Annotated in this window: 14 protein-coding genes and 1 pseudogene; 9 read left to right on the top strand and 6 right to left on the bottom strand. The window is 69.4% G+C overall.

Annotated elements, in window-relative coordinates; genetic code table 11:
- Positions 1-184: 184 nt before the first annotated feature.
- Positions 185-850 (bottom strand): response regulator transcription factor, encoded by a 666-nt coding sequence (locus tag ACFYPS_RS30835; protein ID WP_354968697.1) that lies wholly within the window; start codon positions 848-850, stop codon positions 185-187.
- A complete protein-coding gene (locus ACFYPS_RS30830; protein WP_354968696.1) occupies positions 847-1,695 on the bottom strand; it encodes a histidine kinase in 849 nt (282 codons plus the stop codon). Before ACFYPS_RS30830 ends, ACFYPS_RS30835 begins: the two co-directional genes overlap by 4 nt.
- Positions 1,696-1,807: 112 nt before the next feature.
- Here ACFYPS_RS30830 and ACFYPS_RS30825 point away from each other — a divergent pair, with 112 nt between their 5' ends.
- From ACFYPS_RS30825 to ACFYPS_RS30800, 6 genes and pseudogenes are all read left to right on the top strand, one after another.
- On the top strand, positions 1,808-2,521 hold the full coding sequence (locus ACFYPS_RS30825) for an ABC transporter ATP-binding protein (protein WP_387328984.1): 714 nt from the start codon (positions 1,808-1,810) through the stop codon (positions 2,519-2,521).
- Entirely contained in the window at positions 2,518-3,267 is a 750-nt protein-coding gene (locus ACFYPS_RS30820; RefSeq protein ID WP_387328982.1) for a hypothetical protein, read from the top strand. The genes ACFYPS_RS30825 and ACFYPS_RS30820 overlap by 4 nt, the downstream gene beginning before the upstream one ends.
- Positions 3,264-3,911, top strand: a complete 648-nt coding sequence (locus ACFYPS_RS30815; RefSeq protein ID WP_387328979.1) for a hypothetical protein — start codon at positions 3,264-3,266, stop codon at positions 3,909-3,911. The genes ACFYPS_RS30820 and ACFYPS_RS30815 overlap by 4 nt, the downstream gene beginning before the upstream one ends.
- Positions 3,912-4,363: 452 nt before the next feature.
- A complete protein-coding gene (locus ACFYPS_RS30810; RefSeq protein ID WP_074310625.1) occupies positions 4,364-4,651 on the top strand; it encodes a hypothetical protein in 288 nt (95 codons plus the stop codon).
- A 434-nt stretch (positions 4,652-5,085) separates the two neighbouring features.
- A pseudogene (locus tag ACFYPS_RS30805) lies at positions 5,086-5,690 on the top strand (YdeI family protein).
- Between the two features lie 27 nt (positions 5,691-5,717).
- The gene (locus ACFYPS_RS30800; RefSeq protein ID WP_354968691.1) at positions 5,718-5,933 is read left to right on the top strand and encodes a hypothetical protein; all 216 of its coding nucleotides are present in this window, start codon (positions 5,718-5,720) and stop codon (positions 5,931-5,933) included.
- Between the two features lie 101 nt (positions 5,934-6,034).
- Here ACFYPS_RS30800 and ACFYPS_RS30795 read toward each other — a convergent pair whose 3' ends face one another.
- The 4 genes from ACFYPS_RS30795 to ACFYPS_RS30780 all read right to left on the bottom strand — a co-directional run bounded on the left by ACFYPS_RS30795 (position 6,035) and on the right by ACFYPS_RS30780 (position 8,736).
- Positions 6,035-6,157 (bottom strand): hypothetical protein, encoded by a 123-nt coding sequence (locus ACFYPS_RS30795; RefSeq protein WP_387328975.1) that lies wholly within the window; start codon positions 6,155-6,157, stop codon positions 6,035-6,037.
- Positions 6,158-6,324: 167 nt separating this feature from the next.
- On the bottom strand, positions 6,325-7,119 hold the full coding sequence (locus tag ACFYPS_RS30790) for an SDR family oxidoreductase (RefSeq protein ID WP_387328972.1): 795 nt from the start codon (positions 7,117-7,119) through the stop codon (positions 6,325-6,327).
- Positions 7,120-7,519: 400 nt separating this feature from the next.
- Positions 7,520-8,065: a hypothetical protein gene (locus ACFYPS_RS30785; protein ID WP_354968689.1), complete on the bottom strand. Its 546-nt coding sequence runs from the start codon at positions 8,063-8,065 to the stop codon at positions 7,520-7,522.
- Positions 8,066-8,304: 239 nt separating this feature from the next.
- Positions 8,305-8,736: a DUF6223 family protein gene (locus ACFYPS_RS30780; RefSeq protein WP_387328969.1), complete on the bottom strand. Its 432-nt coding sequence runs from the start codon at positions 8,734-8,736 to the stop codon at positions 8,305-8,307.
- Positions 8,737-8,954: 218 nt separating this feature from the next.
- Here ACFYPS_RS30780 and ACFYPS_RS30775 point away from each other — a divergent pair, with 218 nt between their 5' ends.
- The 3 genes from ACFYPS_RS30775 to ACFYPS_RS30765 all read left to right on the top strand — a co-directional run bounded on the left by ACFYPS_RS30775 (position 8,955) and on the right by ACFYPS_RS30765 (position 11,227).
- Positions 8,955-10,070, top strand: a complete 1,116-nt coding sequence (locus ACFYPS_RS30775; protein WP_387328967.1) for a sensor histidine kinase — start codon at positions 8,955-8,957, stop codon at positions 10,068-10,070.
- Entirely contained in the window at positions 10,067-10,186 is a 120-nt protein-coding gene (locus ACFYPS_RS30770; RefSeq protein WP_387328964.1) for a response regulator transcription factor, read from the top strand. Before ACFYPS_RS30775 ends, ACFYPS_RS30770 begins: the two co-directional genes overlap by 4 nt.
- A 264-nt stretch (positions 10,187-10,450) precedes the next feature.
- Positions 10,451-11,227, top strand: coding sequence for a DUF4184 family protein (locus ACFYPS_RS30765; protein ID WP_387328961.1), 777 nt, complete (start codon positions 10,451-10,453; stop codon positions 11,225-11,227).
- Positions 11,228-11,383: the final 156 nt, after the last annotated feature.

Raw genomic sequence — 11,383 nt, 5'->3', positions numbered from 1 at the left:
TCCGTAGCATCATCGTGCGGGCGTGGAAGCACTACCGGTGGGACACCCGACCCCGCAGCCCTCGCATCCGATGACCTACTGGCGGACGCTCTTAGACTGCCGCATCGCCAACAAACAACGCGGACCGGGCATCACTGCTTTTGTGTCAGAGCCAGATGATCGACGCAGATCGCCGCGTTCGGGTTCAGCGGCGTGGCCGCACCAGCCCCGCGTCGAACGCCGCGATCACGAGCTGTGCCCGATCTCGCACGGCCAGCTTCGCCATCAGGTGCGTGATGTGCGTCTTCACCGTCTTCACCGAGATCGCCAGGGCAGTTGCGATCTCGTCGTTCGACAAGCCGCCGCCGATCAGTGTCAGCACCTCGACCTCACGGCCGGTCAGCCGCCGCAGTGCCGGCGTCGGCCGATCCGGTCGGGGCGCCGTGACGTAGTGCGCGACGAGCCGGGTGAGGATCGACGGCGCGAACAGCGATTCACCACGGTGGGTGCGGCGGATCGCCTCGATCAGCTCGTCGGGGCGGGCGTCCTTGAGCAGGAAACCGGACGCGCCCGCGTGCAGCGCCTCGTAGACGTACTCGTCGAGCTCGAACATGCTCAGGACCAGGACGCGGGCAGTGGACAGCGCTGGGTCGGTGCAGATGCGACGGGTGGCCTCGAGGCCGTCGAGGTGCGGCATCCGGACGTCCATCAGGATGACGTCGGGGCGGGTGGTGCGGGCGCACGCCACGGCGTGCGCGCCGTCGCCGGCCTCGCCGACGACGGCCAAGTCCGGCTCGTTGTTGATAATCACGGCGAGGCTGTGTCGGAGCAGCGCCTGGTCGTCCACCAGAAGCACGCGGATGCCGCTCACGCCGCCTCGTCCCGGATCCGCGCGGTGAGGCGGAAGCCCGCGTCGACGTGCTCCGCCGACAGCGTGCCGCCGAGACTGCCGACCCGCTCCCGTAACCCGGCCAGCCCGTGTCCGGCGCCCGGCGATGCCCGCCATCCGTCGACTGACGGGCCGGTGTCCGCCACCGTGACCACCACGTATGTTTCGTCCCGATACACCCGCACCCGCACGTCCGTCGGTCCCGCGTACCGCGCCGCGTTGCTGAGCGCCTCCCGCACGGTCTTGCAGACGGCGACTTGTACACCCTGCGATACCGGGCCGAGCGGCTCGACCGTCAGCCGTGTCCGAAGCCCTGCGAGCGACGCCCCGTGCACGATGCCGGGCAAGTCGTCGAGGTTGTCCACCGGCGCACGGCGGCTGGCGGCCGACGGCTCACGCAGGACCGTGAGCATGCGGCGTAGCTCGGCTGTCGCGTGCCGGCTCGCGTCCTCGATATCGGTGAGCGCCACCTCCACCTCGGCAGGCTTGGGTAGATGCCGGGTGGCCGCGGCGCGGACCGTGATCAGACCCAAGCCATGCGAGACGATGTCGTGCAGGTCGCGGGCAATCCGCAACCGCTCGGCGAGCACCGCCTCGGATGCGGCCCAGGCGGTCAGCCGCGATTCGTAGGCGGTTCGGTCGGCGCGTGACCGCCGCACCGCCCATACCGCAGCCGCGACAGCGCCGCCGACTATCAGCGGCGGCAGTACGACCGCGAACGGGCCCTGCGCGCCGACCGTACACATGGCCATCACCAGCACGCTGATCACCACGGCAACCACCGGCACGGCCCTGGACCGCCCGGAGGGGCGCGGATGGGCGTTCACCACCCCGACTGTAGTTCTCAGACCAGGGTCTGACGGTCCGTGGACCGACTCGGCCGTCAGGATCCGAGAACGGTCCGATGTGTGAGGGCCGGAACACCGGTTGACTCGGCTTATGATCACGATCGATCGCGTCAGCAAGACCAAGAGCAGGACGCAGATCCTGTACGACGTCACCTTCGAGGCCCGACCCGGCCGGGTCACCGGCTTCCTCGGGCCGAACGGAGCCGGCAAGACGTCGACGCTACGTATCCTGCTCGGCCTGGACCGCCCGCAGAGCGGGACCGCGCTGATCTGCGGGCGCCCGTATCGGAAACTGGACCGTCCGCTCACGACGGTCGGCGCGCTACTCGACGGCAGCGGCGCGCACCGAGCCCGCACGGCCCGCGCCCACCTGCGCTGGGTAGCCGCCAGCAACGGCCTGCCGGACTCCCGCGCCGACGAGGTCCTCGAGGTCGTGGGCCTAACCGGCGACGCGCGGAAGCGCGCCGGCCGCTTCTCCCTCGGCATGAGCCGCCGGCTCGGGCTCGCCACCGCGCTGCTCGGCGACCCTGAGGTGCTGGTCCTGGACGAACCGGTCAACGGCCTCGACCCGGCCGGGATTCGCTGGATGCGCGAGTTCCTCCGAGACAGCGCCGCGCAGGGCCGCACGGTCCTACTCTCCAGCCACCTGATGGGCGAATTGGCCGAGATCGCCGACGACGTCATCGTGATCGACAAGGGCCGGATCGTGATCCAAGGCAGACTCGCCGACGTCACCGGCGGTCATCGCACGCTCGAGGACGCCTTCTTCGCGCTGACCGCTACCGAGGCGGGTGGCCCGTGGTGAGCCTGGTCAGCGCCGAACTCCGTAAGCTGCTCGGCCTGCCCACCGCCTGGGTCGGCCTGGTGTTGGGCACGCTGATAGCACCCGTGGTCGTCCTGCTGAACGCGCCGTACACCCGCCGCGCGATCGCCGCCGGTACCCTCACCGACACGTCCGACCTGGGCCTACGCGACCTGGGTATCGGCCTGATCGGTCCGATGGTCCTCGGCGTGATCGTGGTGAGCAGCGAATACACGTCCACCGGTCAGGACGCCCCCGGCGCCCGCCAGCTCACCGCGACGCTCGCCGCAGTTCCCGACCGGCTGCGTCTGCTGGTGGCGAAGACCACCGCGCTCGTGCTGGTCGTCGCGGCACAGGCAGCGGTGACCGCAGCCGCCACACTCACCCTCACCCAGGTGCTGCACGGCGAACACGCGCCGGCACCCGCCCCGGCCCGAGTGGCCGCCGCGATCCTCTACTGGACGCTGACCGCACTACTGGCGTGCGGGATCGCGCTGATCACTCGCAACGGCATCGTGCCGCTGACGCTGCTGATCATCAACAGCTCCGTCGTCTCAGTGTCGTACTTGCTGACGAAGGTCACCGACCTCGCCTCCTACCTGCCGGACATCGTCGGAGCGCAGATGTTCATCCGCAGCGCGGACTTCCCCGTCGAGATCGCCCCGGTGACCGCCGGCCTGGTGATGACGGCCTGGGTCGTCGCGTTACTCGCGGTCGGCGCCGTCCTGTTTCAGCGGCGAGACGTATGAACACCGCCCGCGCTGAGCTGCGCAAACTGCTGACCCTGCCGTCGCTGCGCCTGACCGCACTGCTGACCTGGACCGCCAACCTGCTGCTGACGTACGCGTACGCATCCGCCGAGTCCCGCGGTGAGCCGCTCGGCGACGACGCCGCCCTGGCCCCGCTCGGCTACACCCAGGCCGGCTTCCTGGTGCTCGGCGTGCTAGCGGCCGCGTCCGAGTACCAGGAGGGCGGCCAGATCCGCACCACACTGCTCGCGATGCCCCGGCGCCTGCCACTGCAGGCGGCGAAAGCCCTCGCGCTGGCTGCTCTGACGCTCCCGGTGGCCGCCGCGACGGCGGCCACCAGCACCCTGCCGGCCTATGGGGCCACCTGGACGCCCGCCGCGACCGCGTACCTGACGCTCACCACGCTGCTGGGGGCGGCAGTCGCCGGCGTCGTCCGCCGCGCAGTGCCCGCCGTGGTTCTGCTGCTCGGTCTGTACTTCATCGCAGGCCCGCTGCTTCGGGCCCGGACCGGCACCAGCGCCGCCTACCTGCCAGACACCGCCGCCCTCGACCCGTCCCGCGGCGCCGCCGCCGCCGCCACGATCACTTGGACACTCTCCGCCCTAACGCTCGCCGCTCTCACTTTCCACCGCCGCGATGCTTAACACTCCAGTCGGGTCAGCGAATCCGCGGTTTCCGGGCCGGCTCACCGGAGTCGGCGGAAGGCGTCGCAGCCGTTACGAACGGTAGTCGACCGATTGCAGTCGGCCCGAGGAATCAACGTACAGGCCGAGAAGCGCGCAGAGCCATGGGCATTTCTACTCAAAGCGGGCGCGACTGGTTCACTCACATGCCGCCGATCGGCGCGCCGACAACCTGCGAGGCGGCTGGGCCTGGTGCGGGCACGTGCGGACGCGGTGGCGAGACGTCGACCGAGCCGGCGGGCTGTCGACCGCCGAAGCTGCAGGTTCGGCGACCGGGGTCTAGCTCGGGCCACGGCCGACGCACGGTCAGCCCAAGGGGTGAGAGCAGATCAAGGTCGCTCCCCGTGGCCGTTCGCGTTACGGCGCAGTTGTCGTGGCGCGAACGAGCGCAGTCCGGGATAGCCTTGGTGTATATGGCTACCTATCGCAGCGCCTCAGTGCTTCTATCGTCGGACGGCACCAGGACCCCCGGCACCGCCGCGCTCTTCGCCGAGCCCGCCCGCAAGGGTGGGACCCCGCCGTGGGCAGGCGACTTCCGACCCGCCAACAGCGCCGGCAATGGCCCCAAGAACGCGGTCGGGAAGACCTTTACGTTGGAGCTGCCCGACGGCAGCACCGGCAAGGTCGTGGTCCAGAGCCTCAAGAGCGGGAAGGGAGGCGTCGTGCTGGCGTTGATGGGCGAGGACGCACCCCCCTTCTGATCAGGAAACTGATCGCCGCCGACGCCACCAGCTCGAGACGACCGGTATGCGGCCCTGCCGATCTCAATGCGTTCGGATAGCTGCCGGGCGCTTTACCTCACCCGTCGCTGGGCGTCGACGAAGGTCAGGTTTACCGATCTGCCGCAGACCGAGCGGTTGAGGTGCGCGGCTGGATCGCCGGGCGTCGCCAGCTCCTACGGCGTCCGGCCGCCACCGTGGATGGCGCTGGCGATTGTCAGAGACCCGTGGTCGTGGACGACGCTCGCCGTACGTGCACGAGGAGTCTGACATGCCGGCCCGACGTCGAGATCGTCCTGAGCATCGAGGTCCTGCCCCCGACGGTCCGCCGAGCGACCGGCGCGCCGGCAGCCCGGCGAGTCGGGCTGGCCCACAGGCAGAGGCTGCGGCCACGGTGCAGCGGTTAGCCTGCCGTCATGGCGAGCGCAGAGCTGGATGAGTTGATCGTCGCGGACGCCGACGCGCTGCGCGCGTGGTTGTCGGCCAACCACGCCACGTCGCCCGGTGTCTGGCTCGCCCTGACCAAGAAGGGCGGCACAGTCACGACGCTGACCTGGCAGCAGGCGGTCGACGAGGCCCTGTGTTTCGGCTGGATCGACGGGCAGGCCCGTAAACGGGATCAGGAAACCTCCTGGATCCGGTTCACCCCTCGCAGGCCCCGCAGTTCCTGGTCACAACGCAACGTCGCCCACGTGGCCCGGCTGGAGGCGCAGGGGCGAATGCTGCCCCCAGGCCGCGTCGCGGTAGAAGCCGCGAAGGCGGACGGGCGGTGGGCGGCCGCCTACGCCCCACCGTCGGAAGCCGAGGTACCGGCCGACCTACTCGCCGCCATCGCTGCCGACCCTGCCGCCCAGGCCATGTTCGACGTACTCACCAAACCAACCGGTTCGCTCTCATCCACCGCGTCAATGCCGTCAAGCGGGCGCAGACCCGCGAGCGGAAGATCGGCGAGTTCGTTGCCATGCTGGCCCGTCACGAGACGATTTACCCGCAGAAGGCCAAGCCTCCGAACTCGCCGTAATCGGCGGGCCACGGGTTCACGTCCGCGATGACCTGGGCCGAACTGCTCGCCGCGGCGGCGCTGCCGGACGAGCGGCTGACCTGGGCGCAGCGGCTCATCCTGATGCTGCCGATGCTCGGTCCGCAGGAACTGTCCGAGGACGCCGAGGAGGTTATGCACAGGGCGCTGGACGGGATTGGTGCGACAAACCGGTTGGCCGTGGCAGCAGCCCTGCTCGACGCCCTGGACTGGCGTACTCACTAGTGGGAGCCCGGCTCGTCGGATCACGTGTTGGGCCGGCTTCGATCCCGGCGAGAGAGCATGTCTGCCGAGCAGCGGCCGTCGCCGCTGAGGAATGTCTTGGTCTAGTGGTGGGGGAACAACGCCGCGTCGCAAATTTCGTGTAGGAGTTGGCGGGCGGTCGCGATGTCGCTGGCGAGGATGCGGTCTGCCGCGCCGAGCAGGGCTGCGGCGGTCGCCGAGTCCATGGGCGGTTTGTCGTAGAACAGGCTTTCGAGGACCTGCCGCCCAGCTGACCGGTCGGAAGCGATCTGGTGGCGTACGCGTCGGACATGTTCATCGACCAGGTCGACGTCGGCTTGGTCGGTGAGGTCCCGCCCGGCTGGCCTGGACGCCTGCAGCAGGTCCCACGCTTTTAGCGGTAGGGATGGCCGAGGAGGCCGTCAGCGTCACTACGCGCGTGTAGGTAATCGGCGAACGTGACCGTGCCGCGGTCACCATCGGTGAGCAGGTGGCCACCCAAGCCGAACCCCGCGCCCAGCCTTCCCCCCAAGGGGATCCTGATGACTGGGCGGCGGCGCTGTGCATCGGCGAGATAGGCGCGCATCAGGTCCGCCATCGACTCGACCTTCGGCCCGCCGAGCTCGCGAACGCGGCCTGCCGCAGGCCCCATGACGAGTTCGGCCATTCGCTCGGCGACATCGCCCACGTCGACTGGCTGGAACAGTGACTTCCGCGGCACCACGGCGGCCGGACCTTTGGAGAGTCGCATCAAGAACATCAGCATCAGATCATGGAACTCGGTGGCCCGCAGGATCGTCCATGGCAGGCCGGAGGCTTCGACGAGCCGCTCGGTGTCTAGCTTGGCCTGGAAGAACCCGAACCGAACCCGCTCCACTCCGACGATCGAGACATACACCAGGTGCGGCCGCGCTCCACCTGTCGCGTCGAGGAGCTGCCGGAGCTGGGTCACGTCCCGCTGCGGTCGCCGGTAGTCGGCCGCACTCGCGCAGTGGGCGATGGCATCCACATCCTCGACCGCTGCGGCCAGGCCCGCGCCGGTCTCGAGATCACCCTGGACGAATCCAGGTCCCTGAGATGGGCGACGGCTCAACACCCGCACCTCGGTTCGATCCTGTAGCCGACGTACCAGCTCGCGACCCAGCACGCCGGTACCACCAGTGACGAGCACCCTTTCTGGACGTGTCATATCCCCCTCCTCACCCTGGAACGGCCCGGGCCAGTTTCTCAAGGAAGCTCAGTGTGCGTGAAAGTCGATCGGCCGCCGGTACATCTGAACAGGAGCGCAGCGCCGACACCCGGTGCCGTAGGGCAAGCCCGGATCACGCACTCGACGGGCGTAGGCGCTGAAACTTACGCTGACGAGGTTGACCAGCCACCGCGACTCCGTCATGGCCGGTAAGCCGTCACGGCCAGCTAGCTCCTCACCAACTGGCCGCACATGAGGATGTTCCACTGGTTGCTAACACGGCCGGGTGAAGGCGGTGATGCGGTGGCCGCGGCGAAATCCTAGGTTGAGGATGTGGCGACCGGTGCGGCCCGTCGAGCCGAACACAGTGATGTTCATTGGCGTCTCCACCCAGTTGGCGTCAGGTATGGGGTTCGGCCGCGGTGGAGCGATGCGTGAGGCCGCGTTCGCCTTGTTCACCGCCCTTGGACAGGCCGCGGTCCAACACGAACACCAACGCGTACGCCTCGGCGAAGGCGCATACCGCCCACATCGCCCAGGCCAGGACGCTGAGGCTCAGGGGCTGGTGCAGCACGTTGAATGAGCCCATGAACTCGGCAAACACGGTGCCCAGCCACACGATGAGGCCGAGCCGCCATGCCCTGCTGTGCAGGCCCGTCGTCCATGCGGGAGCGATGGACCGGTAGACGAAGGCGTAGCCGATCCCGAACGCGAGCATCCCGCCGAGGATGATCAGCGGATTCTCCAGAATCCGTGGAAGTGGCTCCAGTTCCTTCCACACGGTGATGACCTTGGGATGCTGGGTGTCGGGGTCGAACAACAACCCTTCCGCGCCTAGGCGTGAACCGCCGAGCAGGCGGAATGTGACGAACGTGCCCAGCAGGAACGCGATGCCTCCGGCGAGGCCGGCAGCGAGTGTTCGCCAGATCGAGATGGTGTGTCGCATCGTTCTCCTTCCTGAGTTGGGGTGCCGTGAAGGAAGCAGCTACCAAGTGCCACGCAGCGCTGCGTGACTGAATGCCTGCTGAATGCGCGCTCGCCGGTAAGTCTGCGGCTGAGGGCAGTTATCCGAGCATGAGGCTGGGACGGACGCGTACGGCGCGCTGGAACTTGGCGCGGCGGTCGTCAGGCAGAACCGAACGGCGCTCGTATTCCCTGCGGTCAGCCGGTCAGCCGGTCAGCCGGTCAGCCGGTGCGGCGGGAGCGGGCCAGAGCCAGCCAGCCGAGGACCACGCCGACCAGCCCCAGCACCAGGGCCAAGGCACCCCCGGCTACTCCGTTGCCGGTGCCGAGACCACCGTCGGCGACCGCCAGATTCACCGCTCCGTTGACCGCGCCGGTCAGCCCCGTCACCAGGGCCACGATGGCCCCCTTCCTCCCGCCGTTGCCGATACGACGGACGGAGCGCAGCGCCAGCCCGCCGATGACCACGCCGACCAGCGCCACCAGTGCGGCAACGCTGGCCCAGATTCGCTCGGGGGTCCCGATGAAAGTATCGACACCCTGGCCCGCGCATTCTGCCTTCGTCGCACAGACTTGCGCGGCCGCTGGTGTGGCAAACACGAAGACGCCGAGCAGGGCGGCGGCGGCTGCGGTAAGCAGGCGACGGACGGTCATGAGGTTCTCCTCATCTTCCTACGACTGGACGTCGTCTGATCCTGTCCGGCGGACCCACCACCTGTCGTCCTGCTGACGTGGGCACTTCACGCTGCCGCAAGCGGCGCATCCGGCTGCTGCGGATGCCGCAGAAGCCGGGAAGGTACCGCGTGTGCGGTACCCGGCCGTTCATCCGCGCGCAGGAGTCGCCAGGGCAGACACCCAGTTAGGGTGCGCGCATGAGCAGGGGACGGATCGGTGTCAGAGACTGGGCGATCGCCGCCGGGGTGGCGGCGATCCTGCTGGTCACCGGGCTGTCCGGGCAGCACTCCGCCACCAACCTCGACCTGCTCGGCTACGCGCTGCTGACGGCCGGCGGCCTGGCGCTGGCCGCGCGCCGCCGCGCGCCGGTTCCCGTCCTGGCCGTCACCGGGCTGTGCGCGGTGGGTTACCAGGCGGCCGCTTTCGACGTGCCTGCCGTCGCGTACCTGTTCGCGGTGTACGCCGCCGTGCGGGCGGGACACCGCTCTATCACGGTGGCGACGAGCGTGATCATGCTGGCTGCTCTTCCCCTCGCGGCCATGGCCTCGGGCCTGCACGACACGGGCGAGGCGTTCGCGCGGGCCCGAGGTGTCCTCGAGCTGGCCTGGCTGATCGCCGCCGGTGCGGCGGGTGAAGCGCTGCGACAGGCCGAGCGCCGGGCGGACGAGGCCGAGCGCACCCGCGAGGAGACCGCGCGGCGCCGCGCCAACGAGGAGCGGCTGCACATCGCGCGGGAGCTGCACGATTCGCTTACCCACCAGATCTCCGTCATCAAGGTGCAGGCCGAAGTCGCTGTCCACCTGGCCCGCAAGCGGGGTGAACAGGTGCCGGAGGCCCTGCTGGCGATCCGGGAGGCCGGTCGTGAGGCGGCCCGGGAACTGCGAGCGACCCTGGAGGCGCTGCGCGACGACGACAAGAACCCGCCGCATGGGCTCGACCACGTCCCGGAACTGGTGCAACGGGTCCGTGCGACCGGCCTGGACACGACGCTGACGATCGAGGGACACCGCAACAACGTGCCGGCAGCGGTGGACCGCACCGCCTACCGGATCGTTCAGGAGGCGCTGACCAACATCGCCCGTCACGCCGCCGCCGCTACGGCGTCGGTCCGGATCGACTACCGTCCCGACGCCCTCGCGATCCGCGTCGATGACGACGGCAAGGCCACGCCGGACACCGCGCCGGTGCCCGGCGTCGGGCTTCTCGGGATGCGCGAACGAGTCACCGCCCTCGGAGGCCAACTACTCGCGGGACCGCGCCGCGAGGGCGGCTTCACCGTCCAAGCCGACCTTCCCGTGGATCAAATGTCATGATCCGTGTCCTGCTGGTCGACGACCAGCCGCTCCTTCGCAGCGGATTCCGCGCACTCCTTGACGTCGAGGACGACATTGAGGTGGTGGCCGAGGCCGCCAACGGCAGCGAGGCCTAGCGCTGGCCAGGGACCACCTGCCCGAGTCCTACGCCCCGACGGCGGACTTTGAATCCTGGGAGCTCTTCGTTCTCTATCCGACGCAGCCGGCGTGGATGAGAGGTGACCACAATGTCACCTGCGTCGCAATGGACCCCGCCGGTAAGAGCAGCGGCTCCCTGCGCGGCTGACCCCCGCGGCGACAGCCGCACCGTGGTGCCCGGCCTGTACACCGCCAGCCGGCGGTGACAGCGCACCAGGATCCATCCAAGCGAGGGAGGCGAGGTGCCGTTCACCGGTAGTCACGTCGCGGCCGTGCTGCCGCTGGCGCGGTCAGCCTGGCTGGCGCCGTCGGCCCTCGTGCTCGGGAGCATGGTTCCCGACCTGCCCTACTACCTGCCGCTGCCGGTGCAGGCGACGCTGACCCACTCGTTCGCCGGCGTCCTCGGCGTCGACGTGGTGCTGGGTCTGGCGGCAGTGGCCCTGTGGCATGGGCTGCTGGCCCGCTTCCTGATCGCCATCTCGCCGATCCGGCTACGCGATCGCCGACCCCCGCCCGCGCGTCACCGTCATCGGCCGGCTGTCCGCGTGGCGATACTGGTCGTCTCGCTGGTGCTCGGCGCGGCGACCCACGTGCTGTGGGACTCGTTCACACACGACGGGATGTGGGGTACCGCGCACATCGGCTGGCTGGCCGAGTCGCACCTCGGCATGCCCGGCTATCGCTGGGCGCAGCGGGTGAGCGACATCGTCGGCGCTTGCGTCGTCGTGGTCTGGCTGGTCCGATGGTGGCGTACGCAGTCGCCCGCGACGGCGACCGCGCAGTGGCCGTCGGCCGAGCGGGTGCTCGTGGTGCTGGCCTGGACGGCCATCGGCCTCGCCGCCGCAGCCGGCGCCGCGCTGGCCGCCACGGAAGAGGTGGCACCGCAGCGAATGGTGTTCCTGGCCGTCACCCGTGCCGGCGGTGCCGCTATGACGACCGCGATCGTCCTCGCGGCCTGCTACACCGTCCTGGCCCGGCACGACCACCGATCCCGCGCTGGCCGCAGCCGCTCAAGCTAGCCCAGGTTCGAAGCTGTCAAACTCTTACGCCTCGCCCTGATGCCATCCTGATTACCGCAAAAGCGACCACGGCATCCAGGTCTACCGGCAGCGTGACCCGGTAGAGACGGGTCGGTAGCTGCATGTGCTGGCGGTCGTCGTCGCGTAAGGCACTAG

The sequence above is a fragment of the Micromonospora sp. NPDC005087 genome, from assembly GCF_042872965.1.
Lineage (GTDB): Bacteria > Actinomycetota > Actinomycetes > Mycobacteriales > Micromonosporaceae > Micromonospora.
Note: the sequence above shows the minus strand (reverse complement) of the source record. Positions and strands in the feature narration are given on the sequence as shown.